The organism is Cyanobium gracile UHCC 0281, from assembly GCF_034931305.1.
In the GTDB taxonomy this organism is placed as follows: domain Bacteria; phylum Cyanobacteriota; class Cyanobacteriia; order PCC-6307; family Cyanobiaceae; genus Cyanobium; species Cyanobium gracile_A.
This window is the reverse complement of the sequence record NZ_JAYGHY010000005.1, coordinates 84,864-106,918: the sequence shown is the minus strand read 5'-3', so window position 1 is coordinate 106,918 and position 22,055 is coordinate 84,864. Positions and strand designations below refer to the sequence as shown.

Below are 22,055 nucleotides of genomic sequence, written 5' to 3'. Positions count from 1 at the left end.
CACCCGGGTCACCACCACCCGGTTGATCTCCCGCATCCGGGCCGCCGAACTGCTGCAGGCCCCCAGCGGTGAAACCGGCCTGCGGCTGGCGCCGGCCCTGGTCGATGGCGCTCCCCTGGCCGCCTGACACGTGAGACCTACCACGTCCCAGACCTCCGACAGCCTGATCGGCAGCCTCTGCCGCGAAATGGGCGCCCTGCGCCAGAGCTGGCGGTTGCTGAACGGGCACCTGTCCACCTGCCGCGACGCCCAGCTCCACCAGCGCCTGCGGCGGGAAGCGGCGCGCTTGCAGCGGCGCCGACGGGCCATCCATGGCCTGGCCCGCACCATGGCAGGCCTGCCCCTGCGCGATCCCCTCGGTGCGAGCTTCCTGCTGGAGCTTGCTGGCAGGCCCCTCCCCAGCTGAAGGGCTGGTCAGGAGCAGGGGCCCAGCTCCGGTCAGGCCAGGGCGGCCGCCGGCTGCTGGGCCGCCGTCAGTTCCCCATCGATCAGCAGCATCGACGCCGCCTCGAGACGACCAAAGCGAACCCGTCCCAGCAAATGAGCGGCTTCGTTCTCGGCAGCGATCTGGCCCTGAATCAGGGGGTCGAGGAAGACGGTGCTGCGCACGTCCCCGGCACGCTCGGCCATGGAATAAAGGAGCTGCAGGGAGGTGGTGACGTCGGCTTCCAGCCGGAAGGCGTCGGCCAGGACCGCCTCGGCATCGCTCCACTGCTGGCCAGGGGCGGGCAGAGCACCCAGATCGACGGTCTGACCGCGGGCAATCAGGTAGTCGGCCACCAGACCGGCATGGTGCTGCTCCCCACGGGATTCCTGCATCAGGTGGGCTGCGAATCCGCGCAGTTCCCGCTCGGCGAACCAGAGGGCCATGGCCCAATAGGCGGCGCTGGCCTTGCGCTCAAGGCCCAGATGCTCCTGCAGCCCCTCCAGCAGACCGGCGTCCATGGGTTGGGCCATGGCCCTGCCGGCGGGGCCGGTGGCGACGGCGTTCTGGGGCAGGGACGAGGTGGAGAGGGTCATGCAGAACGGACTGGGGGTCAGGACCCAATCAACGCACGATCAATGTAAAGAGCTCGGCGACGAACCGACCCTTTCCGGTCCCGGGGGTGGAGCAGCTGCCCAGAGTTGAAGCACCCTGCAGCGTCCCCATGGCCGGTGCCATCGACCATGCCCTGCGGCTGCGCAGCCTCTGGATCGCCTGGCTGCTGGCCATGCTGTTCCACGTCAATCTGGGGCTGATGCCCCTGTTCCACGGGATCTCGCCGGAGATCGACAGCCACGTGCCGGTCGCCCAGCTGCCGTTGCTGTTCGGGGCAATGCTGGGCTTTTTCCTGCTGCCTCTGGCGGCGTTGGTGCTGATCGCCTACGCCAGCAGCGATCCGTCTCACCCCGGGCACTGGCGCCACTGGCGCCGCTGCCACTTCTGGCTCAGCGTCGTGTACACCCTGACCAACATCCCCCATCTGGCGGCCGACATCCTGGTGCCCGACGCCCGGATCGATCAGATCGTGCTGATGCTGGCCATGGTGGTGATCGGCCTGATGATCAACCGTGAGGGCTGGCTCTGGTGGCGTCTCAGGACGTAGCGCCCCACCCCAGCAACGTGGCCACGTGGGCAGCGCTGGCCGACGCCAGACCCTCCAGGTCGTAGCCGCCCTCCAGGACGGACACCAGCCGCCCTTGCGCCGGCTCCGCGGCGATGTCAAGCAGCAGCTCGGTCAGTGCGGCGAAATCGCGATCCTCCAGTCGGAAATCCCCCAGGGGATCACCGCCCCTGGAGTCGAATCCCGCCGAAATCAGGACGAACTCCGGGGAAAAGGCCTCCGCCAGGGGCACCAGCTCCTCGCGCCAGGCGGACAGCAGTTGCCGGCCCGTCGTGCCGGCCGGCAGGGGACAGTTGCGGGTGAAGCCGGCTCCGGGCCCCTCACCCCGTTCCATCCGGGTGCCGGACCCCGGGTAGAACGGGGCCTGATGGCTGCTGAAGAACAGCACCGAGGGATCGCGCCAGAAGATGTCCTGGGTGCCATTGCCATGGTGCACATCCCAATCGACGATCAGGATCCGCTCCAGCCCATACAACGCCTGGAGATGGCGGGCGGCCACGGCCACATTGTTGTAAAGGCAGAAACCCATGCCCCGGGTGGCGCTGGCGTGGTGCCCCGGGGGCCTGACGACCGCAAAGGCCTGGCGCACCCGCCCCTCCATGACGGCCTCCACCGCCGCCAGCCCACCGCCGGCGGCCAGCCGGGCGATCCGCTCGGAGTGGGGGCCGATGGCCGTGTCGCCGGTGGAGAGTTGGTCGCGGCCGGCCAGGATGTCTTCCTGAACCCGCTGCAGGTACTGAGGGGTATGACAACGCAGCAGTTCCCGTTCCGTGGCCAGACGCGGAGGGATCAGCGCACACCTGTCCAGCAGACCGGCGCGCTCCAGCCCCTGGATCACGGCGTCCACCCGGGCAGGACAGTCCGGATGCCAGGCTCCGGTATCGTGCTCCCGGTAGGCGGCACTGCAAACGAGGCCGATACCAGGACCTGGCGCCAGTGCAGCTGCCTTCAGTGGGGCAGCAGGCACACCGAGCTGGCATTTCCCTTCACCCCCACCGCTCGGCTCGGGACCTGGGGCAACCATTCCGGACGGGGCAACACCCCATCCTGCTGCATGGCCATGGCATCGGCGGAGAGTTGCTCGGTGAGCACGACGCCCAGCGAATCCTTCGCCCAGACCTCCACATCACTGGCTGGGGGACAGTGAAAGGTGAGCACCTCAAACGGGAAAACCACCCTTTCCAGAAAGAAATCATCCGGCCCACAGCAGCGGATGATCCGCATGCCTACGGAACAGTTGCGATAGCTACAAAGTAAAACATTCATGGCGGCCTCCATCCCGTCCCTGACATCCACACACGGCCAGAGTCGGCTGTCAGTCATCAATGTGACGAAGGCTGGGCAATGAGTGTTTGTACCGACTCGGAAGCTGCTCAGCTCCGCCGCAGCCAGTTCGGAGCACCGGAGAACCAGTCGCCCAGGTCGTCCCGAGTGGGATCGAACGCCTTGGTGTCACTGGTGTCCCCCAGATCCATCTGCGCCATGAAGCGTTCGAGATCGGTGCCGGGTTCCCCCCGGCGCTGCTTCCGCTGAGCCCGCCGCAACCAACTCCAGACGCTGGCATCACGGTCAGCGAACTTCTGAACATAAATCCGCTCATTTAAACTGATTGGCTGGGAATCAGCAATCCTGCCGATGATGTCCTGCAGCCGCAGACGGGTGCTGGGTGTAAGCATTTTTCCATCATCCAGTGGCAGAAGATCTAGCGGTTCTGGGGGATCAGATGGTGCCGAGGACCACAGAATTCGGTGGCCTGTCAGGACTTGCCGAAAGACGAGCGCGGGCGCCCCTGCGCCGTTGAACCGCCGCCGACACCAGAATCGAAGCGTGGATCAACGTCCCCCATCCCATCCCCTTGGCCCCGTGCCCACCCCCTCCGCGCTGAGCGATCCCACCGCCCGATCGCTGGATGCAGAGCAGCCGCTGCGACTCGTCTATGACGGCGGCTGTCCGTTTTGCCGCCATTTCGCCCTGAGCAGTGAACTGCGCAGCGGAATCGCCAACCTGCGCATCGTCGATGGGCGGGCCGACACGGACCTGCGCCGGGACCTGCGGGCGCGGGGGATGCCGTTGGCGGAAGGGGCGGTTCTGCTCCAGGGAGACAGGGCCTGGCATGGGGCCGACGCGGTACGGCACTTGTGCGAACTGATGCGCCCCAGCGATCCCCTGCTGCGCTTGCTGGTTCCCCTGTTCAGCGGTCCATCCCGCAGCGAACGCCTCTACCCGCTGCTGCTGGGGGCACGGCGCCTGGCCCTGGCCCTGAAGGGCCTGCCTCTGGATCCTGACAGGCCCTGAACGGCAAGGCCCCGGGAAGCGGCGCTGGCTCAAGGGAGCGGCGGCAGGGGGGTCCGTCCGGCCACAGAGGCTCCGGTTCCGATCGGCTGCAACAGGGGGGAGGGGTCCACCGCCACCAGTCGCCCCTGCCGCCTCTGCCGCCATTCGAAATGCAGATGGGCCGTGCTGGCCGATCCGCTGCTGCCCACCCGACCGAGGCTCTGCCCTGCGGCCAGGGTGTCACCCGGCAGCACCGCCACGTCCAGCAGGTGGGCGTAGAGGCTCTGCCAACCCAGTCCATGGTCGACCACCACGACCAGCCCGTAGCCACTGACGTCGTCCACCAAGCGCACCGTGCCCGGCAGCACGGAAAACACCGGTGTGCCCTCCGGAACGATCAGATCAAGGCCGGTGTGCATCCGCCAGGCGTTGCGGGAGTCGGCCAACCGCCAGCCGAAGGCGGCCTGTTCCGTGGGCTGTTGCCCCAGGGGGTAGCCCAGAGCTCCGGCCTGCACGGCCGGCACCGCCCCTGCTGCCGCCGGCCGGTAGCGGGCGCGCAGCGACTCCGGGAGGCGTTCGTTCTGTCCGAGATCCCCCACCGGCACCTCCAGGGGAACCTCCGTCGGCCGGGGCGGCAGGTCGCCCGTGGCCAGCACGGGCAGCGGCAGCAGCGACAACGGCACCAGCCAGGGCAACGCCAGTGCCGTCAGGACGCTGCGAAACCGGGATGCCATCCGCCTGTTGCATGGGGCCGTGAAGGCCTTGGTAACGCCCCCGGGGGTGACTGCCAAGGCGCCGCCGCCGCTGGGTGGGCAGCTCAGGATCCCGGGGGGGCCTCCTGACTCTCCGGCAGGATCACCATGGCGTTGGCGATGGCGGTGTCCATCACGATCCGCAGGGCCAGACAGGGATCGATCACCTCCCGTCCCATGGTGATGGCCTTCTGGGCCAGCAGGCCGAACAGGATCGGCCATTCCGCCGGGTCCGGGCAGAAGCGCTGCACCACCGGCAGCAGGGCCGGCCAGAGGCTCGCCAACGACTGCAGGGAGTCCGACGAAGGGCTGTGCCGGCTGGGCACCTGCGGCACACCGAAGCTGTCCTGGCCCAGGCTGTCCATGCCGTGACGCCACAGCGCCATCGGATCCGGCAACGCCGAGCAACCCGCCTGCTGGGCGGCGGCGGCCGCCAGGCCCCAGGTGGAGTAGCGGTCCTGGAACAGCCCCTGGGCCAGTCCTTCACCGACAAGAAAAGAGCCCCCGTTCTGGGTGCCGATCACGTGCAGTCCCTCCGGCTCCATCTGGCCGGCCGCCCGGGCGCGGGCCCTCAGGCTGGCCTGCCAGGCGTGGCCTGCCAGGGCGCCGCAGACAGCCAGGAGCGATTCGACATGCACCCCCCTGTCCGTGGCCATGGCCTGCAGCAGCCGGCGGCTGACCTCTTCAGCGCCGATCTTGGCGCCCACCAGGGGATCCTGGCTTCGGCGGGCGGCGATCGCCTCATCCAGGGGATCGCGGGAGGGAGCGGTCATGGCCAAGGACGGGATGAGGGGATCCAGCACCAGCATTCCCGACCTACGTCGTGGGACGGGGGGCTGAGGAGTGCCGCTGGGGTGAATGGATCACCACCGTGCCGGCGAGCTTGTCGTGCCAGCCCTGGCGACGGGGATCCCAGAGCACCCAGAAGAACCCCAGCAGCAGGGGCACGGTGGAGAGGACATAGCCGACGTAACGCAGGCACCACTGGCGCAGATCGGGCTCACCGCCGGAGTGGGCATCCACGATCCGCAGGCGTAGCAGCAACTTGCCAGGGGTGCCCTGCTTCCAGCGCCAGAACAGGATCACCAGCAGGGCGGAGAACACCGTGCTGAGTCCAAGAATCGCCGTCTCGCTGGGAAGAATAAACAGAAGCAGAGGAAACGGTGCCGTGATGAGCACCATCAGCACCGAATCGATCAACGAGGCGGCCGTGCGAATCCCGAATCCCGCATACACCACGGAGGGGACTGGGGAGGGAACACCGCTGGCCATGACGCCATCTTCCCTGCCGACAGCGGGAACGACCACAGCGGTGTTAGGACAGAGTCGATTCGCTCTCCCTGGTCCATGCGAGCCCTCTCCTTCTTCTTCGCCCTGATGGTGGGTCTGGCCCTGGCTTTTTTCACCCCGGCGATGGCTGGCGGGCGTGGTCAGGCACCTGAAGTGATGATGGCTCCTGAAGCGGCCCCGATCAGCTCCGAATCCAGCGATCAACTGGCTGCCGATCTGCTGGCCGAACTGAGCATCGATCTGGCCCCCGCCCTCGACGCCTCGGTCTGAGGCACGACCACCCACCAACGCACCGGCCGAGCTGGCACCTGAGAACCCATGGCTCGCACCTTGTTCGACCCACGCGTTTCTTTGGTGTCCCTCCGACCAGCAACGCCCAGCAGCCCCGCCGGTGACGGTCCCCAGGCCTCCCCAAAAAAAGGCTTTGCCATGGGCTCTGGTGGCAAAGCCAAACCTGCCGGAACCAAGGGACGACGCAAGAAAGGCACGGGCCTCTCCGCCGCCGACCATGGACCTCTTGGCCGCAGTCCAGGCCTTGAGGCCATCGAAGCCCGCTCCAGACTCGGCCTGGCCCTGTCAGGACGGCTGCGCGAATCGGACGTCACCGTGGCCTGGAAGCAGGCTGCCGCCGAGCATCACCCTGACCGTGGCGGCCGCCACGACACGATGCAGGCGGTCAACGGCGCCAGGGATGTGCTGCTTGGACGCGGCCTCAGCTGACGCCTAGATGACACCCGGCACCAACCACCAGCTCGTTTGGCAGTAGGCCTCGAAACCGGGGTAGCGCTCCGCCATCAAGGCCTCCTTCTGGATCATGCGGGGCAGGTACAGCGCCAGCACCGAAGCGGGCAGCAGCCAGGACCAGGGCGAACCGGCGATCACCGCAAAGCTGCTGTAGCGCAGCAGGTCGCCCAGGTAGTTGACATGGCGGACACGGCGCCAGGCCCCATCCGCCACCAGGGTGGCGCCCAGCTCCTTGGCCGTTCCCTTCTGCACATCAGCGGCTGTGTTCAGGAGCGAACCGAAGATGTAGAAGCTGAGTCCAATGGCGATGGTCAGTGGTTGCAGGGGCTGGTCGTTGGCCATCGCCAGCCAGCCCGGCAGGGCATAGAAGACCCCGACATAGAGCACCACCAAGGCGGCCTGCAGCGGCTGAACCCGATCGGTGAAGAGCTGGCGGGAACGCCAGGGGAACAGCACCTCCTCGAGCAGCCACCAGAGGCAGTAGCTGAGATGCAAGGAGAGGTAGATCACCACCCGGGGAGACTCCAGCCCCAGCACAAGGGCCGGGATCAGCAGAGCCACCATGGTGGTCACCTTGGCGATGTTGATGGCTTGCAGCTGGGTCATCCAGGGCCGATGGGGGCCATCCATGCTGGCAGGGTGCGTCAGCGTCCGGGAGGGGCCGACGCGGGGTAGCGCTTCAGGTAGGTGGTGACCGGCAGGGGTCTGGGCTGGTTGTAGCCCACCGGCAGCCACAGGTCACCGGCGGCGGAGTTGTAGTGAATCTCCCAGTTGTAGAGGCCTGTGAACGCCTGGGGGTCCTGGCGGAGCAGCTCGGCGTAAAGCAGCACGCCCCTCACGTAGCGGTTGCTGTTGTTGTACCCCCAGAGCCCCTTACGGATGTCCTTGAGCCCGCCCCGGCGCACCAGATAACGGGCAGCGGCATGGATCGCATCCTCAGGGTCGCGGATGTCCCCCTGACCGATACCAGGCTCGGCCCATGTGCTGGGCAGGAACTGCATCGGTCCCCTGGCATCCGCGACGGAAACCCCATCGATGCGGCCCATGCCCGTTTCCACCAGATTGACCGCGGCCAGCACCTCCCAGGGGATGCCGGTGGCGGCCGACGCTTCGCGGTAGTAGCGGAGCAGATTGGCCGCAGGCTCCGGTGGAATGATCCGCCAGGCGGGAACGACGGCCGAACGCGGCCCACCCCGGTGCATGGCCAGGAACTCGCGGCGGGCCGCCAGGTGACGGTCGAAGACGCCCTGCCAGCGGACCTCCAGGGAAACCCGCACCCGGGCGGCCAGGAGCGGATCGAGGGCGAGCCTGCGGTAGATCACCTGTTGACGGTGCCCCAGCTCGGGGAGCAGCCCGGCTGGTGTGGAAGCGGACCGCAGTGCTGTCTCCACCGCGGCCAGCTGGGAGGCAATCGCCGCGGGATCCCCTGGCAATCGGGGGTAGGAGCGGGTTGGGGCTGGAGCAGGAGGCGGGGCCTGCTCCGCACGTTGCCGCTCCTGGGATGGCAGCGAAGGCACGTTGGAGCCGGGGGGCTTCTCCGTCGTGACGGCCAGCACCACGGCCGCGGAGGCCACCAGGAGAGTCAGCAGGGCCGGAGTGAAGACGCGCATGGACAGGGGGCATCGTGCGCGAAGGACAGTGGGAATCAGAGCTCGCTGGGAGGCTCACGTTGGAGCTGGCACGTGGGCCAAGGGAGATTCAGATCTTGGTGAGCCAGTAAAACTGATAAGCCTGCAAGGCGATGCGGCTCCCGGACTGGGAGGGTGTCCGACCCGAATAGAGATCGGTGAGGCAGTCATGGCGTCCGAAGACGGCAGGCCCCAGGGTGTCGAGATCAAAGAACTGAGGCTGATCATTGAAATTCGCCAAGACCAGGACCTTCTCCGAAGGGCGCAGTGGATTAAAACGCACGAAAGCGAGAAGGTAATCATTATCGAGGTCAAAAATTTCTCGGTTATTGAAGTCAGCAAAGGCGGAGATTTCTTTGCGAATAGAAATCATCTTCTTCATGGCCGTGAAGATCGAACACTCCACCGTTCCCTGCTTCTTCCTGAGCTCCGCCTTCTCCCAGTTGATCTTCGGACGATGCACCCAACGGGTATCATTGCTCTTGCTGTCATCATCGTAGAAACTATAGTCATTCAAGACACCCAAAGCATCTCCGTTGTAGATGAGTGGAATGCCGCCGAAAGAAAGAATGATCCCGTGCATGAGCAGAATACGACTGATCGCTGTGGCGATCAGCTTCTGATCACATGATTCAATGGCGGATTCAAGGCCAACGAGAGACGCCAGCGAGCCGCAGATCCGCGCATCACCAGTGGTGTCGTTGGGCATGAAAGCAAGCCCTCGGGGAATCGAATCGAAATCCCCTTTGAAGTAGTCGATGAGAAAGCGACGGTGGGCACGCGGCTCATAACCGACCAGTTCAATGTCCTTGTCATCGAATCCAAAGCCGATGTCATCGTGGCAACGGACATAGTTCAACCAGGTGGCGCGTTCCAGCTTGCTCGGCAGACTCTTGATGCCCTGCGAGAGAAGCTTGGTGTTGCGCGTGGCCACGCTGTCCCACAACAAGGCCATCAAGGTGGCGTTGTAGGCAATTTCACACTCCTTGGCAACAACAGCGTCTTCACCAAAATACTTGGTGATCTCGGTGGGTGCCACGATGGCCTCCGCGATGAAAAGCACCCCAGGTGCCGTCACCTGACAGCAATCCTTCATGAGCTGCAGGATGAGGTGGGCTTTGCGTTCATTCTGGCAGGATGTTCCGAGCTTCTTCCAGAGAAACGCAACGGCATCAAGACGCAGAACATCTACACCCTGGTTGGCCCAGAAGAGCAACACATCCAGCATTTCAATGAACACTGCTGGATTGGAGTAGTTAAGATCCCACTGGTAGTCATGAAAAACCGTCATGACCCACTTGCCCATCTCCTCATTCCAGGTGAAGTTTCCTGGATCACTCTCCGGAAAGACTTCGGGCATGCTCTGCTCGAAAACATCCGGAATATCCCTGCTTTCGTAAATATAATAATAATCTTGAAAGTGGCTCTCCCCAGCCATGGCACGTTTCGCCCATTCATGCTCATCGGAGGTGTGGTTAAGCACGATGTCAAGCACCAGCAGGATCTCTCTCTTCCTGAACTCATCCGCGATGTTCCTCAAATCACTGATCGTCCCGGCTCGTTCATCAATTTGACGGAAGTCACTGATCGCATACCCGCCATCACTCTTTCCGGTTGGACACATCAGGATGGGGAGGATATGAACCATATTGATTCCCAACTCCTGAAAGTAACCAATCTTGGATTCCAGGTCTGCAAGATTCTCGGCAAAACCATTGGAATAAATGGCCATCCCAACCCACTTCTGGGAGAGGAACCAGTTGTAGTCGTACTCCCTCTGGATATCGAGAAGTTCAAGATCAGGTGATCGGTCGATATAGCCTCTGGCCATGGTTTCGACCAGTCGCAGAAGCTGAAGCTTGAAGTCGTCACGGTGGCCATAGAGCGTGACAAACAGGGAATGGATGGCGTAAAAGTTGGCGCCCAGCCTGGTGTAGAAATGACGTAGGTCCTGGCGGCGAATCTCCGGCCGGAGATCATCCAGGATGGAATTCAGCAGGGAGTGCGATATTTGCTCATACATCGGATCAATGGCAACCCCAAGACGTCAGAAACTGCTGATAGACAGAGCGATCATCAATGGTGGCGCCTTGGCGTGAGACCAGGGCTGCCGCGAAGTCCCGTGCGTGATCCAGACTGTCGGAAAGCGACCACCGCCGCGTGAGCCCGAGCAGAAAGGCGGCAGAGAACGCATCCCCCGCTCCCACGGTGTCCACGACACGGGTATCGGGAGCCGGGCCGACAGCCACCATTTGATCGTCGCTGCAGAGCATGGCCCCCTGGGCACCACGGGTGACGATCAAGGTTGTCAGACCATGTTGACGTGAGAAGTCTCGCATCACGGCGCAAAGACTGGCAGCATCATCTGCGATGGGTCCCTCCGTCGTCAGCAGAGCAAGCTCCGCTTCGTTGAGCTTGACGTGATCGGCGTCATCCAGCAACGGGTGGATCGCGTCCTGCGACCACCAGGGCGTGCGCAGATTCACATCCAGAAAGATCGGGCCCTGGTGCACGGCTTTGACGGCGGCCAGGGCCGCCGCGGAGGAGGGGTGGCGAAGGGCCAGGGAGCCGTGGTAGAGGACGGCCTGGGCCGGCAGTTGCGAGAGATCTGGCGGCTCAATGAAGTCATAGGCACTCTCCGGCACGATGTCGTAATGGGGCTCATTGTCATCGATGGTGACCATCACTCGGCCGGTGGGGCGAGAAGCATCTGATTGCAGAAAGCGGTCATCCAGGCCCCAGCTCTGCATCGATGAACGAATCCGCTCACCGCGTCGATCCATCCCGACCCTGCTGACGAAACGAGGCGACAGGCCGAAGCCGCTGAGATGCCAGGCCACGTTGAAAGGAGCCCCCCCCAGGATCTCGGAACCGTCGGGGAAGCAATCGAAAAGAACTTCACCAAAAATGGTGATCGGGGAATGCTGCTGCATCGGATCAATCCAACTCCCTGATGGCATCGGCATGAAAGTGGGCAATCCCTTCCAGGATTCCTGCACTGTAGTTGCCGTTCATTTCCAGAAAACCACCCTTGGCGAGATACAGGCGATCGCCTGTACCCATCCGACAGGCCTCCTCGAAGGCCTGTTCGACCACATCCTGATGGGCATTGGCCACCAGCACTGAAGGCACCGAACTGGTGAGCACCGTCAGGTCATTGCCGCTGTCGCCGGCAAACAGCGTCTGCTCCGAAAGGAACCCCTGCTCACGCATGAGAAATTCAATCGCATGAAGCTTGTTGGCCCTTTTGGGCAAGACATCCAGCAGTCCGATTGCGGCCTGTTCATCCACACTGAATATCAGACTGGCAGCAATATTCATTTCCTCAAGACAGCTGACCATGGCTTGCTTCAAGGCCGGCAAGTCAATATCCAAGGGAAGGAAGTAACTGAGCTTGTAGGTGTTCTGCTTGTCTTCTGGTTGCAGCACCAACCGACCGAGTCCAGAGAACAGTGCGACCAGGTCCCTAGCCTCAAACCCTTTCCAGTCAAGGGAGATGTGTCTTGACCAAGACGTGAGCAGTGACCAGCCATCGCGATCCTTAGCGTAAATCGAGCTGCCCACATCACCGATGATCCATTCTGGAAGTGGCAGACCATACTCTTGAATCGATTGTTCCACCAACGCTAGATGGCGACCGCTGACATACGCCAGAAAAACCTCAGGCCGAGAGACAAAACGAGCAAACATCGACCTTGCTCCGGTGGATTCAGCTTGTTCGCCATTGGGCAGAAGGGTTCGATCAAGATCCGTACAGATGAGCAGATTCTGCATCAGTGGAGTACGAGGAAACATTTACAAATTAAAGAAGTCATAATAATCAATGGCTTCAAGGATACCGGAAGCATGGGAGCCCTCTGCGAAGTACACCCGTTGGGTTTCACTGAGCTGGGCAAGTTCTTCACGATGACGAGTGGCCACCACCACGCCTAGCGTGTTGCCACGGAGCATGTCCTCGTCGCCTCCGGATCCACCGTTCACAAGAACACGCTCCAGGGGAATCTTCCACTGGTTGGCGACATAGCGCAAGGCCTGGCCCTTGGACGCACGGGCGGGCACGAAGTCAAGGAACTGACCGAAGGACAGAGTGGTATGAACAGAGACCTCATGCTGACGCAGCATGGTGAGGATGTCTTCCATGGATGGAGCCAGCTGTTCATCGTAGTAGTAGGAGACCTTGAAGCGGCTTTGTTGATCCTTCGACTGGGGCGTCAATCCAGGCAGCGGATCAACGATTCGCTTCAGCACCTGCGGGGTCCACCAGTGGTCAATGTGGTGTGTCCAGGAGATATCCGTCGTGAACTGAGGAGGGTAATAAATCTCCGTCCCCAGGCTGGTGATCAGTACATCGGGCATGGGGATGGAATGGACCTTAAGAATCTTGAGAACCGAGTTCAGGCTTCGGCCTGTGGAAATACCGAAGAGGACTCTGCGATGCTGCTCCCGTATCACCTTCACGAACATGGCCAAGGCCTCTGGATCGCCAAGCAGCGTGTTGTCGATGGCCGTAAAGATGGCGCGGGTTCGGGTCTGTACGGCAGGTGCCTTGGCAAGGGGCGCAGGACGTGCCGCAATTCTATTCTGATCAATGAGCGCCGTTAACTTCTCAAGATAGGTCTTGGCATGCGCTTCCCAGGAATAGAATCTGGCCACGTTGGTGAGGCCATGCTCAGAATACTTCGACCACAACTCCTGATCTTCGAGAATGCTGAGCAAAGCTGAGGCAATCGAGGCCTCGTCTAGGGGATCAATCAAAAGACCGTTGTTGCAATTTCCGATGATGTCCACTGGTCCGCCGACTTCTGTCGCCACCAGCGGCAGACCACTCGCCGCCGCTTCCAGCAAGGTCAGACCGAAGGGCTCGGTGAGCGCAGGGTTGACAAAGACACCTTTTGAAGCGGCAGCCAGCCGGTAGATTTCCGCCACTTCACTGGCGGAATGATGCTTGGGCAGGGCGACAAGACCGTTCAAGTCGTAGCAGTCAATGACAAGAAGTAGCTCAGTCAAGACATTCTGAGCACCGTCATTGAGCTCCCGGATGTCATCTCGATTACCGGCAACAATGACAAGATTGGCAAGCTGCTGCAGGCGCTTGGATTGTCCGTAGGCTTCCAGGAGTGACACGATATTCTTGCGTTCATCCGGTCTCGAAAGGGCCAGAATCATCGGCTTGTGCGGCTCTCTGAGATACCTGCTCAGGACGCCGAAAAAGCCAACCGAGGCTTCCTCACCGGTGGGGGGGTGAAACTGATTCAGATCGGTTCCCGGTGGGATGACCGACATTTTTTCGGGTGTATAGCAATCGTAGAGTTCGTATTGATCTTCAATTTCGTTGTGGGTGCTCGTGATCACGAGGCTGGCACTGTTGAGAACATCCTCCTCGGCACTGATCCGCTCGGACATCTTGTAACGATGCTGGATGTCTTCGACGGACAGACCAAGGGCCAGAAGCCTTCGAAACTTGTCCCTCCCGAGGGAGTGACCGGTATGGATCAGCGGCAAGCCCGTAAGATGGGAGAGGCGGACACCGACATAGCCGGCATCGGCGTAGTGGCTGTGCAGCACATCCGGCAGGCGAGGCTGGCGATGGAGCCAGCCGAACAGCTCATCGGTATAGGCATCAAGATGGCTCCATAGGTCTTCCTTCGGGATGTACAGACCGGGTCCGGCGTCAATGCGAATAATGCGTGCATTTTGGTCAAGAGCTTCCAGCGGCTTTCCATACTCAGGTGACACCGAATCATCTGTGATGAGTCTTGTGACCAGATCCACCTGGCCGACCTCAGGCCGCCTGGCGAGGGCCCTCGTAAGTTCCACCACGTACTTTGTCTGACCTCCGGTATCCGCATCGCGGCCAAGTTCAAGCTGCTTACCGCGGATCAGTCCATGAATGCTGATCATCAGGATATAGAGAGAATTCTGATTGGCTTTCATCTTCATGGATCTGCGAAATCGGACAGGTACTGCATGATGTCCCAGCGAATCATTGATTCAGTGACAGCCGGATGGTTCAAGTCATAGCCAACTGATGAGCCGTTAAGGCCCGAGCAAGAAAGCCGACGACAACCTGTGGCAGCAGAGCACCCTGAAAGGGATGAATCCAATGAAGGGAATGCAGGAAACAAACCGTTCCCAAGAGAAAATCATTCAACAGTTTTCCGGATGAATGTATTTTACCGCGAACGATGGATAGGGGATGTTCGCGTGATTGCCATTTCCAGAGCGAAGAAAAACCCGTTCAGCAAGAGCGGCACCCAACCAACGCAGCGCCAGCGCATGGGGCATGGAAGCCGGCCGGCCGCGGAGGAGAAAGTCAGCCGAGCACCCAGCGAAGCATCAGAACCAACTGACCCAGGACGCCCTCACCGGTGAGGGCCTCACCGATCAGGGCCGCCGCGAACCCCAGCATCGCCACACGCCCGTTGAGCCGCTCCACCCCAGCCAGAGCGTTGAGATTCCAGGGGCGGGAGCCGGTGATCCCCGCGCCGAAACGCTCCAGGGGCTCGTAGAGAAAGGACGGGTCGTTGCCTGCTGTCAAGGCCTGGTCCGGACCTTCTGCCGTTCGCTCTGTCCTGACTGCGCCCATGGATCCCAACCTGACCAGAAACCAGACTAGGCATCAAGGCGCCACCGGTGGCGCATCCCGCCAACCTGAGTACAGTACATCTGTACCAGAGCTCAGCCGTGGCACCCGGTCAGATCGATCCTGCGGTGGCTCCCCTGCGCAGGGCCAACCCCCAACGCTTCCGGGACGCCCGCCCCGGCCACCTGGCCGTGGTGGCGGTGGCTGGCAGACCCTGGTTCATCGGCCGGATCTGCGACCTCAGTGGCCCCAATCCAACGGACTTCGCCAGAGTTCTGAACATCGACACCGGCGACACGGAGCGGATCCCCGCCCCCTGGATCGTCGAGCTGATGGGGGAAAGCGGGCTGGGGATCCATCGCTTGTCCCTCAGGCGTCCCCTCAGCTCTCCAGCAGATTGATGCGGTAGAGCACTTCTTCAAGGGCATCAGCGGCACGGATCGCGCTGTAGCGCTGGGGGTGGTGGGGACTGCAACAGGATGGCACCGGCGCCAGGATGGTCCAGGGCCTGGCATGGCAGAACTGGACAACGCTGTGGCGCTCAGAGGTGGCCCCAGCCGGCGCCATCACCCGGTGCCAGCCGGTTGGGATGCGGCCGTTGGAGAGGCGCTCCAGCATCAGCCCCGTGTTGATGATCACCCGCCCCTCCGGTGGTGCGGCCTCCAGCCACTCGCCGGCCACCCGCACCTGCAGGCCAGGTCCCGTGGCCCGCGGCAGGGCGGTGATCAGGTTGATGTCCCCATGGGCCGCCGCCCAGAGATGACCCTGCGCCGGGGCGTCGGCCATGGGCGGGTAACGCAGGGCCCGGGTGAGGGTGGGAGCCTCAGACACCATCTCCTCGAAGAAGTCTTCGGCACAGCCCATGCCCAGGGCGATGACCCGCAGGAAACGCCGCTGCAGATCGGCGATCGCCCGATGGAACTCGGCCAGCAGCACCGTGATGCCGGGCACGGCCGCTTCCGGCAGGAGCTGCTCGGGATAGAGCTGCGGGAACCGGCGTCGCAGCGGATGGCCCAACGGCAACGGGGCCGACCAGTTCAGCATCTCTTTCCAGTCGGGATGCACGCTGCCGGCGGCGGTTTCCACCAGTAGCTCTGTGTAGCCCGTCTGGCCGTTGGCGCCCGGGGCGCGGAAGCACCGCTTGGCCTCAGGCTCCAGGGCGAAGAAGCGCTGCAGAACGCCATAGGCGGAATCCAGGAGATCGACGGGGAGATCGCTGCTGGTGTAGACGAAACCGGTGGCCAGACTGCGTCTGACGCCATCGACCACAGCCTCCCGGGCCCGTTGGCTGCCCCGCTCGAAGGCCAGCAGATCCACGTCGAGAATGGCTTCAGCCATGGGGGGCGGATTCAGCGGCGACCGTTGACGATCACCGGGTTGCCGCCCCCGGCCGCCCCAGGCAGGGCGGGCACCACCGACGTCTGACCATCCCACTTATCCAGGAACAGCTTGTAGAGCACCTGGTCGTCGAGGCTGGAATTGAGGGTCTGGTAGCGCTTGGCCTCCTGCTCGGCGATCAGCACCTCCGTCTGGGCCCGCAACAGTTGCTGTTCGGCGATCTGCTTCTGCTCAATTGCGGCGCGATACTCCTCGGCGATCTGCAGGCCCGTGAGATCCAGGCCCTGCACGGTCACGTAGTCGAACTTGCGCAACTCCTCGGCCACCTTCTCCTGCACCAGTTCCGAGATGGAGTTCCACTCCGTCGCGATGGTCACCAGTTCGTACTGCGAGAACACCGACTTGAGGGCCTTCAGCAGGGACGGCTGGATCACCCGCGGATAAATCTGCTGGTCGTCGGTGGCGATCGTTTCGTAGATGCGACCCGCCTCAGCGGGCTTCATGGCGTATTTCACCGTCGCGGTGGCCTGGATCACCTGCAGGTCCTTGGTGAGGGTGGAGAACTGCTCCGGCCTCACCTGGGTTCGCACATCGAAGAGGGAGGTGTTCTGGGCCAGGGGGACCTTGAGGTTGGCTCCCGGCTGCCGTGGCGCGCCGGTCACCTTGCCGAGGGTGGTGACCACGGCGACGCTGCCCGCCGGCACGATGAACACCGTCTGGGTGAGCAGCACCAGTCCACCCAGCACGGCGGCGAAGATCAGCTGCCAGAGACCGCCGAAGCCGTTGTCTGCGCCGGAACGCATAGGGGATTGCATCGGGAGCCTGGGAACCATGGGGGTGCCACGACCCTAGGCAGCGTTGGTGGCCCGGGGCCGCCATCTTGGGAGGACCGGCAGCTGGGGTGAGCTGGTGCTGCGCTTCCTGCTTGAACTGGTGCCGGCTCTGGGGATCGGCTTGCTGCTGGGGGTGCGGTTCCCTGGGCTGCCCGGGAGGCTGGCCCCACCACTGATGGCCTGGGGCATCCCGATCGGTGTGGTGGCGCTGCTGCTGCGCGCGGGCTTCCAGTCCAACCTGCTCACGGCGGCTCTGATGGCCGCCGCCGCTTCGGTCCTGGGGCTGCTGCTGCTGCGCCTGCCGGCCCTGCGCCGCCAGATTCCCGACGGCAGCCTGCAGCTGGGCTGCATCGTGGGCAACACCGGCTACTGGGGACTTCCTGTGGGGCTGGCCCTGCTCCCCGCCGATGCCATCGGCTTCACGATCGCCTTCGATCTGATGGCCACCCTGATCACCTGGAGCCTTGGACCGCTGCTGGTCGACCGGCGCGCCGGCAGCCTCCGCCAGCAGCTGCGGGTCCTGGCCACCAGTCCGGCCATCCGGGGTCTGGGACTCGCCGTGCTCGTGTACCAGACCCCCTGGAGCGCCACGCTGGCCCAGTGGCTGTGGTGGCCGGCACGCCTGGTGGTCCTGGTGGCCCTGGCGATGGTGGGGATGCGGCTCGGACTGGTGCTGCGGCGTCGCCATCCAACCCCTGAGAGCCCCCCCGGGCTGGGGCTGGCCCTGGCGGGCAAGTTGCTGGTGTTGCCCCTGGCGATGCTGCTGCTGGCCAGCCTGCTGGGATTGCCATCCCTGCTGCGGGATGCGGTGGTGCTGCAGGCGGCGGCACCCACCGCCGTCTCTGTGCTGCTGCTCACAGAGGCGGCCGCTGCCGGGCAGAAGGGGGCGGCCGCTGCCGGGCAGAAGGGGGCGGCCGAAGCGGTGGCGGCTCTGGTGCTGTGGAGCACGGCCCTGGCCCTGGTCTCGGTTCCGCTGTGGTGGTGGCTGCTGAGCGGTCCGCTGGGGAGCTAGGACAGGCGCGCAATGCACTGCCCACCCGTCGGCGGCCATGGCCGGATCTCTCGCCCAGCGGCTCGACCGCAGCCTGTCCCACCTCAAGGGTGTGGCCGTGCTGCCCCTCGTGATCCTGGCGGTGCCCTGGGTCCAGGAGATCATCGACCAACTGGTCTTCGGGGGGCGTTGGAACCTGCCGATGGTGCCGGGGGGACCCTTCCTCGGCGTGCTCACAGCCCCCTTCAGCCACGGTGGCTTCGGGCATCTGATCAGCAACAGCCTCTGGTTCCTGCCCCTCTCCTGGCTGGTGCTGGCCAAGAGCCGCGGCGACTATCTGGCCGTGTGGCTGGGGGTCTATGCCACGGCCATTCCCGTCTGGCTGTTCTGGCATCAGGCCAGTCATGGCCTTTCCGGGGTGATCTACGGACTGCTGGGCTACCTGCTGCTGATCGGCTGGCTGGAGCGTCGCCCACTCTCGATCCTCTTGTCGCTCACGGCCCTGTTCGCCTACGGGGGGGCCCTGCCCAGCCTGTTGCCCTTCCTGAGTCCCCCGGGGGTGAGCTGGATCGGCCACGCCTCCGGATTCGCCGGGGGGGTGCTGGCCGCCCTGGCGATCCACCGCGAGGGGGGGAGCTAGCGCCTTGTTGCTCCTGCCACAGCCACGGCTGAGGTGGCTTCCCCGGCGCCGCCGCCGCTGGTCTGCCCTCCTGCTGGCCATCGGCGCCATGGCGCTGCTGTTCCTGCCCCTGGCCAGGGCGGCCCTGGCCCAGCCGGGGCCACCACCCCCCACCAGCTATGACCTGGCCTGGCGGGCCCCCTTCAACCGTCCGGCGCACTATCCCCTGGAGCGTCGGCCGGACCCGGCCCTTTACCGCCCCCACAGCGACTGGTTTGGCCGGCTGATTCTTCCCCCTGCCGCCACCATGGCCCAGGGCGGCGAAGACTGGGTGTGGCTGGAGGTGGAGCAGGCCCCGGCCGGCCATGACGACCTGATCGGCCGGCGTCTGCGCCTGGGCTGGCTCGACGACCCAAAGCTGCGCGCCCTGGTCAGCAACGTGCGAACGCCGGTGCGGCTTGGGGCCGAGGCCCGCCTGGCGGCCCAGCAGGGCAATGTGGTCCCCACCCGGCTCAACGGTCGCGCTGAGGTGGGGCCGCTGCAGTCCCTGGCCGGGGCGCACCCCCACGACGACATCACCGTGGCGCTGGAAGCCGTGCGGGTCGAGCAGCGGAACGGGGAGCCCATGCTGCGCATCGGCCGTCCGCCGCTGCAGAGCACCGGCCGCTGGGTGGGCCTGGTGCAGCTGCTCTCCCGCGATCCTGCCGATCCAGAGCGTTTCCGGGTGCAGCACTACGACCGGCACCGCGGCAGCTTCAGCGGCGCCATCGAGACCGTGCGACTGCCGGTCCAGCCACCCGATCGCCACGGCCGGCGCTTCTTCGACCCGGCGGGACTGCTGGAGACCCCAACGGGCGCCGAAGGCTGGTACCTCTACGGCGCCCCGGATGGCGCCGGGACCTTCACCGCCCAGGCCCTGGAGCCCCGCCTGCTCACCTCCCTGGCGAACGACCGTCTCCTGCAGGGCACCACCGCCGGGCTGAACCACATCAGCCGGGTCAACTGGAGCGACGACCAGACCCGCCGCGGCCGCGTCAACCGGGTGGACCTGGTCCCTGACGGTGCCCACACCCCGTGGCAGCCCGGCGACCGCTCCCTGGTGATCCACAGCTTCGGCGGCATCGGTGGACCCGATGGGGAAGCGATCAGCGGCTTCACGGTCACGGGCCATTTCGCCTTCGGCGCCGCCCGGGTGGTGGTCGATCCCTTCACGGGACAGCCCCGCTTCGACCTGCGCTACCACCAGATCTATGCCAACAACCCCAACGGCATCGTCTCCGGCAGCCAGGACTGGAGTGCCTACACCGGCAACCTGCAGCGGGGCTGGCTGGGCACCCGTCCGATCTCCGACGTGCTGGTGCGCACCGAGCCCCTGCTGCTGGAGGAACTGGCGATCCAGGCGGAGGTGCTGATGGCCCGCTACCGCAGCGGCGACGGCAGCGGTGTGTCCCTGGTCAGTCCGGCCATCTCCTGCGTGCAGGATTCCAGCCAGGCCCTCTGGATCACCATCGACCAGCTGCGTCGCCGTCGCCGGGCGTTGGACGGCAGCGAACTGCCCCGGCTGGCGTCACTGGCCCAGGCCCTCGATGCCCTGCTGACCCCCTTCGGCATGGTGCGTGACGACTGGCGCCACAACGCCTCCCTGATGAACAACCCGGGCGATGGACCGGACCGGTTCCAGGCCAGTCGGAGCCTCAGGGACGGACTGCTCAGCTGGCGCTCCATGCTGCCCCGCCGGGCTCACGATGAGATGGCCGGAGTGTTCCTGCGCCATGGCGACCGCCTGCGTCTGGTGCGCACCAACCAACTTCCCGGGGCTGACCAGCGCCTGGCCCCCCTGGCTCCGACGCAGCTGCTGGGCCAGCTGCCAGTGGTCGGGGTGATCCAGCCCCGCCTCATGGACGCCTTCTTCGCCCCCCTCACCGGTCGCGGGCTGGCCCTTGCCGCCGTGCTGCTGGGGGCCTATGCCGCCGTGGCCCTGGCCCTGGGGCGTGCCACGGGATTCCTGCCAGTGCAGCGGCCAAGGGTGCGGCCCCTGGTGCTGGTGCGCCAGGCGCTGGTCCTGCTGCTGACTCCGGCCCTGGTCGAGGAAACCCTGTTCCGGGCGGCCCTGCTGCCCCACCCGCTCGAGGGGCTGAGCGGATGGGACAGCGTCGCCTGGGGCACCCTGAGTGTGGGGCTGTTCGTGGCCTGGCATCCGTTGGCCGGCCGGCTCTGGTATCCCCAGGGGAGGCGCCTGTTCGATGACGGACGCTTCCTGCTCCTGGCCAGTCTGCTGGGGGTGGTCTGCGTGATCGCTTACCTGGCCACGGGCTCGGTCTGGCCACCGGTGCTGATCCACTGGCTGGTGGTGTTGATCTGGCTGGAGCTGCTGGGGGGCCGCTGGCGGCTTCAGGGGTAGGCGTTGGGAACGAAGAACTGCTCGTTCATCGGGGGCCGCTGGTAGTCGCCTCCGCTCTTGCGGGGGGGCAGTTCGATGGCAGCCGGGGTCATGTCCTCGTAGGGGACCTTGCTGAGCAGGTGGCGGATGCAGTTGAGCCTGGCCCGGCGCTTGTCATTGGCCTCCACCGTGAACCAGGGAGCCTCAGGGATGTTGGTGTGGGCGAACATTTCATCCTTGGCCCGGGAGAACTCCACCCAGCGATCGCGGGATTCCAGGTCCATCGGGCTGAGCTTCCAGCGCCGGGCGGGATCTTCGAGACGGGAGCGAAAACGGAGCTCCTGCTCATCGTCGCTGACGGAGAACCAGTACTTGATCAAGGTGATGCCGCTGCGCACGAGCATGCGCTCGAATTCCGGACAGGAGAGCATGAACTCGTCCACTTGCTCCGGCGCGCAGAAGCCCATGACCTTTTCAACGCCGGCCCGGTTGTACCAGCTGCGGTCGAACAGCACGATTTCCCCGGCCGACGGGAAGTTCTCGACATAGCGCTGGAAGTACCACTGGGATTTCTGCTGGTCGGAGGGGGTGCCCAGGGCCACCACGTTGCAGCCGCGAGGATTCAGGGGCTCGGTGATCCGTTTGATGGTGCCACCCTTGCCGGCGGCGTCACGACCTTCGAACAGCAGGATCATGCGGTAGCCCACATGTTTCACCCAGTACTGCATCTTGACCAGCTCCACCTGGAGCCGGGCCAGTTCCTTCTCGTAGAACTTCCGATCCAGCTTGGTGGGACGTCCTTCTGGGTGGGAGGCGAGGTCGTCGAAAATGGGAGAGGGGTGGTACAGATCAGCCTCGCTGATCCCCCCGGATCGGTGGCCATTGCCCGATTTTTTGGTGGACTTGCCCTTGCTGCTCAGGTCCTTGGATGTGCCGGACTTGACCTTGGCATCACTTTTGCCTTTCTTACCCATACCACTGTGGAAGGTGAGCTGTTGACGGAATAGCCCATCCCCGGC

General features: G+C 64.3%; 26 protein-coding genes and 1 pseudogene. 10 read left to right on the top strand and 17 right to left on the bottom strand.

The window, feature by feature from the left end:
- Together VB739_RS03080 and VB739_RS03075 are read left to right on the top strand one after the other, a co-directional pair.
- Positions 1–127, top strand: a pseudogene (locus VB739_RS03080) (Crp/Fnr family transcriptional regulator); the annotation flags it as partial.
- A gap of 3 nt (positions 128–130) precedes the next feature.
- Positions 131–406, top strand: coding sequence for a hypothetical protein (locus tag VB739_RS03075; protein WP_323355663.1), 276 nt, complete (start codon positions 131–133; stop codon positions 404–406).
- Between the two features lie 32 nt (positions 407–438).
- On the opposite strand, the gene VB739_RS03070 is transcribed toward VB739_RS03075, so the two are convergent.
- Positions 439–1,020 (bottom strand): ferritin, encoded by a 582-nt coding sequence (locus tag VB739_RS03070; RefSeq protein WP_323355662.1) that lies wholly within the window; start codon positions 1,018–1,020, stop codon positions 439–441.
- Positions 1,021–1,148: 128 nt separating this feature from the next.
- On the opposite strand from VB739_RS03070, the gene VB739_RS03065 reads away from it, so the two are divergent.
- Positions 1,149–1,586, top strand: a complete 438-nt coding sequence (locus VB739_RS03065; protein WP_323355661.1) for a hypothetical protein — start codon at positions 1,149–1,151, stop codon at positions 1,584–1,586.
- Here the strand turns inward: VB739_RS03065 and VB739_RS03060 are convergent.
- The 3 genes from VB739_RS03060 to VB739_RS03050 form a co-directional block, all read right to left on the bottom strand.
- On the bottom strand, positions 1,576–2,451 hold the full coding sequence (locus VB739_RS03060; RefSeq protein WP_323355660.1) for a histone deacetylase: 876 nt from the start codon (positions 2,449–2,451) through the stop codon (positions 1,576–1,578). The genes VB739_RS03065 and VB739_RS03060 overlap by 11 nt on opposite strands.
- A gap of 101 nt (positions 2,452–2,552) precedes the next feature.
- On the bottom strand, positions 2,553–2,870 hold the full coding sequence (locus tag VB739_RS03055) for a DUF1830 domain-containing protein (RefSeq protein WP_323355659.1): 318 nt from the start codon (positions 2,868–2,870) through the stop codon (positions 2,553–2,555).
- Between the two features lie 107 nt (positions 2,871–2,977).
- A complete protein-coding gene (locus tag VB739_RS03050; RefSeq protein WP_323355658.1) occupies positions 2,978–3,280 on the bottom strand; it encodes a hypothetical protein in 303 nt (100 codons plus the stop codon).
- A gap of 187 nt (positions 3,281–3,467) precedes the next feature.
- On the opposite strand from VB739_RS03050, the gene VB739_RS03045 reads away from it, so the two are divergent.
- On the top strand, positions 3,468–3,899 hold the full coding sequence (locus tag VB739_RS03045) for a DCC1-like thiol-disulfide oxidoreductase family protein (RefSeq protein WP_323355657.1): 432 nt from the start codon (positions 3,468–3,470) through the stop codon (positions 3,897–3,899).
- A 29-nt stretch (positions 3,900–3,928) separates the two neighbouring features.
- Here VB739_RS03045 and VB739_RS03040 read toward each other — a convergent pair whose 3' ends face one another.
- From VB739_RS03040 to VB739_RS03030, 3 genes are all read right to left on the bottom strand, one after another.
- Entirely contained in the window at positions 3,929–4,612 is a 684-nt protein-coding gene (locus tag VB739_RS03040) for a M23 family metallopeptidase (RefSeq protein WP_323355656.1), read from the bottom strand.
- 83 nt (positions 4,613–4,695) lie between these two features.
- Positions 4,696–5,403 (bottom strand): hypothetical protein, encoded by a 708-nt coding sequence (locus VB739_RS03035; RefSeq protein ID WP_323355655.1) that lies wholly within the window; start codon positions 5,401–5,403, stop codon positions 4,696–4,698.
- A 43-nt stretch (positions 5,404–5,446) separates the two neighbouring features.
- Positions 5,447–5,902 carry an RDD family protein gene (locus VB739_RS03030; RefSeq protein ID WP_323355654.1) on the bottom strand — a complete coding sequence of 152 codons (456 nt, stop codon included), beginning with the start codon at positions 5,900–5,902 and terminating at the stop codon, positions 5,447–5,449.
- 75 nt (positions 5,903–5,977) lie between these two features.
- Here VB739_RS03030 and VB739_RS03025 point away from each other — a divergent pair, with 75 nt between their 5' ends.
- Together VB739_RS03025 and VB739_RS03020 are read left to right on the top strand one after the other, a co-directional pair.
- On the top strand, positions 5,978–6,190 hold the full coding sequence (locus VB739_RS03025) for a hypothetical protein (RefSeq protein WP_323355653.1): 213 nt from the start codon (positions 5,978–5,980) through the stop codon (positions 6,188–6,190).
- Between the two features lie 48 nt (positions 6,191–6,238).
- Positions 6,239–6,640 carry a molecular chaperone DnaJ gene (locus VB739_RS03020; RefSeq protein WP_323355652.1) on the top strand — a complete coding sequence of 134 codons (402 nt, stop codon included), beginning with the start codon at positions 6,239–6,241 and terminating at the stop codon, positions 6,638–6,640.
- A 3-nt stretch (positions 6,641–6,643) separates the two neighbouring features.
- Here VB739_RS03020 and VB739_RS03015 read toward each other — a convergent pair whose 3' ends face one another.
- From VB739_RS03015 to VB739_RS02985, 7 genes are all read right to left on the bottom strand, one after another.
- Complete coding sequence (locus VB739_RS03015; RefSeq protein ID WP_323355651.1) at positions 6,644–7,270, bottom strand: methyltransferase family protein; 627 nt, start codon at positions 7,268–7,270, stop codon at positions 6,644–6,646.
- A 38-nt stretch (positions 7,271–7,308) separates the two neighbouring features.
- Complete coding sequence (locus VB739_RS03010; RefSeq protein WP_323355650.1) at positions 7,309–8,274, bottom strand: lytic transglycosylase domain-containing protein; 966 nt, start codon at positions 8,272–8,274, stop codon at positions 7,309–7,311.
- A gap of 88 nt (positions 8,275–8,362) precedes the next feature.
- On the bottom strand, positions 8,363–10,315 hold the full coding sequence (locus tag VB739_RS03005) for an alpha-amylase family glycosyl hydrolase (RefSeq protein WP_323355649.1): 1,953 nt from the start codon (positions 10,313–10,315) through the stop codon (positions 8,363–8,365).
- A gap of 4 nt (positions 10,316–10,319) precedes the next feature.
- Positions 10,320–11,225, bottom strand: a complete 906-nt coding sequence (locus VB739_RS03000; protein WP_323355648.1) for a carbohydrate kinase — start codon at positions 11,223–11,225, stop codon at positions 10,320–10,322.
- Between the two features lie 4 nt (positions 11,226–11,229).
- Complete coding sequence (locus tag VB739_RS02995) at positions 11,230–12,066, bottom strand: HAD-IIB family hydrolase (protein WP_323355647.1); 837 nt, start codon at positions 12,064–12,066, stop codon at positions 11,230–11,232.
- Positions 12,067–12,087: 21 nt separating this feature from the next.
- Positions 12,088–14,232: an HAD-IIB family hydrolase gene (locus VB739_RS02990; RefSeq protein ID WP_323355646.1), complete on the bottom strand. Its 2,145-nt coding sequence runs from the start codon at positions 14,230–14,232 to the stop codon at positions 12,088–12,090.
- 373 nt (positions 14,233–14,605) lie between these two features.
- Positions 14,606–14,830 carry a chlorophyll a/b-binding protein gene (locus VB739_RS02985; protein WP_323355645.1) on the bottom strand — a complete coding sequence of 75 codons (225 nt, stop codon included), beginning with the start codon at positions 14,828–14,830 and terminating at the stop codon, positions 14,606–14,608.
- 146 nt (positions 14,831–14,976) lie between these two features.
- Here VB739_RS02985 and VB739_RS02980 point away from each other — a divergent pair, with 146 nt between their 5' ends.
- Positions 14,977–15,276: a hypothetical protein gene (locus VB739_RS02980; protein WP_323355644.1), complete on the top strand. Its 300-nt coding sequence runs from the start codon at positions 14,977–14,979 to the stop codon at positions 15,274–15,276.
- On the opposite strand, the gene VB739_RS02975 is transcribed toward VB739_RS02980, so the two are convergent.
- Together VB739_RS02975 and VB739_RS02970 are read right to left on the bottom strand one after the other, a co-directional pair.
- Complete coding sequence (locus tag VB739_RS02975; RefSeq protein ID WP_323355643.1) at positions 15,257–16,213, bottom strand: isopenicillin N synthase family dioxygenase; 957 nt, start codon at positions 16,211–16,213, stop codon at positions 15,257–15,259. The genes VB739_RS02980 and VB739_RS02975 overlap by 20 nt on opposite strands.
- A gap of 11 nt (positions 16,214–16,224) precedes the next feature.
- Complete coding sequence (locus VB739_RS02970; protein WP_323204739.1) at positions 16,225–17,028, bottom strand: prohibitin family protein; 804 nt, start codon at positions 17,026–17,028, stop codon at positions 16,225–16,227.
- 94 nt (positions 17,029–17,122) lie between these two features.
- Here VB739_RS02970 and VB739_RS02965 point away from each other — a divergent pair, with 94 nt between their 5' ends.
- The 3 genes from VB739_RS02965 to VB739_RS02955 are packed head-to-tail and all read left to right on the top strand — an operon-like array spanning position 17,123 to position 21,057.
- Complete coding sequence (locus VB739_RS02965; RefSeq protein WP_323355642.1) at positions 17,123–18,058, top strand: malate transporter; 936 nt, start codon at positions 17,123–17,125, stop codon at positions 18,056–18,058.
- Positions 18,059–18,095: 37 nt separating this feature from the next.
- Positions 18,096–18,677, top strand: a complete 582-nt coding sequence (locus tag VB739_RS02960; RefSeq protein WP_323355641.1) for a rhomboid family intramembrane serine protease — start codon at positions 18,096–18,098, stop codon at positions 18,675–18,677.
- A gap of 7 nt (positions 18,678–18,684) precedes the next feature.
- Positions 18,685–21,057, top strand: a complete 2,373-nt coding sequence (locus VB739_RS02955; RefSeq protein WP_323355640.1) for a type II CAAX prenyl endopeptidase Rce1 family protein — start codon at positions 18,685–18,687, stop codon at positions 21,055–21,057.
- On the opposite strand, the gene ppk2 is transcribed toward VB739_RS02955, so the two are convergent.
- Positions 21,048–22,010 (bottom strand): polyphosphate kinase 2, encoded by a 963-nt coding sequence (gene ppk2, locus VB739_RS02950; protein WP_323355639.1) that lies wholly within the window; start codon positions 22,008–22,010, stop codon positions 21,048–21,050. The genes VB739_RS02955 and ppk2 overlap by 10 nt on opposite strands.
- Positions 22,011–22,055 lie beyond the last annotated feature (45 nt).

What these genes read in the sequence shown, in the direction of transcription:
- VB739_RS03035 (WP_323355655.1), bottom strand. Translation starts at nt 5,403, where the DNA reads ATGACCGCTCCCTCCCGCGATCCCCTGGATGAGGCGATCGCCGCCCGC.
- VB739_RS03010 (WP_323355650.1), bottom strand. Translation starts at nt 8,274, where the DNA reads ATGCGCGTCTTCACTCCGGCCCTGCTGACTCTCCTGGTGGCCTCCGCG.
- VB739_RS03065 (WP_323355661.1), top strand. Translation starts at nt 1,149, where the DNA reads ATGGCCGGTGCCATCGACCATGCCCTGCGGCTGCGCAGCCTCTGGATC.
- VB739_RS03070 (WP_323355662.1), bottom strand. Translation starts at nt 1,020, where the DNA reads ATGACCCTCTCCACCTCGTCCCTGCCCCAGAACGCCGTCGCCACCGGC.
- VB739_RS03020 (WP_323355652.1), top strand. Translation starts at nt 6,239, where the DNA reads ATGGCTCGCACCTTGTTCGACCCACGCGTTTCTTTGGTGTCCCTCCGA.
- VB739_RS03000 (WP_323355648.1), bottom strand. Translation starts at nt 11,225, where the DNA reads ATGCAGCAGCATTCCCCGATCACCATTTTTGGTGAAGTTCTTTTCGAT.
- VB739_RS03030 (WP_323355654.1), bottom strand. Translation starts at nt 5,902, where the DNA reads ATGGCCAGCGGTGTTCCCTCCCCAGTCCCCTCCGTGGTGTATGCGGGA.
- VB739_RS03050 (WP_323355658.1), bottom strand. Translation starts at nt 3,280, where the DNA reads ATGCTTACACCCAGCACCCGTCTGCGGCTGCAGGACATCATCGGCAGG.
- VB739_RS03005 (WP_323355649.1), bottom strand. Translation starts at nt 10,315, where the DNA reads ATGTATGAGCAAATATCGCACTCCCTGCTGAATTCCATCCTGGATGAT.
- VB739_RS02990 (WP_323355646.1), bottom strand. Translation starts at nt 14,232, where the DNA reads ATGAAGATGAAAGCCAATCAGAATTCTCTCTATATCCTGATGATCAGC.
- VB739_RS03015 (WP_323355651.1), bottom strand. Translation starts at nt 7,270, where the DNA reads ATGACCCAGCTGCAAGCCATCAACATCGCCAAGGTGACCACCATGGTG.
- VB739_RS02970 (WP_323204739.1), bottom strand. Translation starts at nt 17,028, where the DNA reads ATGCAATCCCCTATGCGTTCCGGCGCAGACAACGGCTTCGGCGGTCTC.
- VB739_RS02960 (WP_323355641.1), top strand. Translation starts at nt 18,096, where the DNA reads ATGGCCGGATCTCTCGCCCAGCGGCTCGACCGCAGCCTGTCCCACCTC.
- VB739_RS03055 (WP_323355659.1), bottom strand. Translation starts at nt 2,870, where the DNA reads ATGAATGTTTTACTTTGTAGCTATCGCAACTGTTCCGTAGGCATGCGG.
- VB739_RS03040 (WP_323355656.1), bottom strand. Translation starts at nt 4,612, where the DNA reads ATGGCATCCCGGTTTCGCAGCGTCCTGACGGCACTGGCGTTGCCCTGG.
- VB739_RS03025 (WP_323355653.1), top strand. Translation starts at nt 5,978, where the DNA reads ATGCGAGCCCTCTCCTTCTTCTTCGCCCTGATGGTGGGTCTGGCCCTG.
- VB739_RS02995 (WP_323355647.1), bottom strand. Translation starts at nt 12,066, where the DNA reads ATGCAGAATCTGCTCATCTGTACGGATCTTGATCGAACCCTTCTGCCC.
- ppk2 (WP_323355639.1), bottom strand. Translation starts at nt 22,010, where the DNA reads ATGGGTAAGAAAGGCAAAAGTGATGCCAAGGTCAAGTCCGGCACATCC.
- VB739_RS02975 (WP_323355643.1), bottom strand. Translation starts at nt 16,213, where the DNA reads ATGGCTGAAGCCATTCTCGACGTGGATCTGCTGGCCTTCGAGCGGGGC.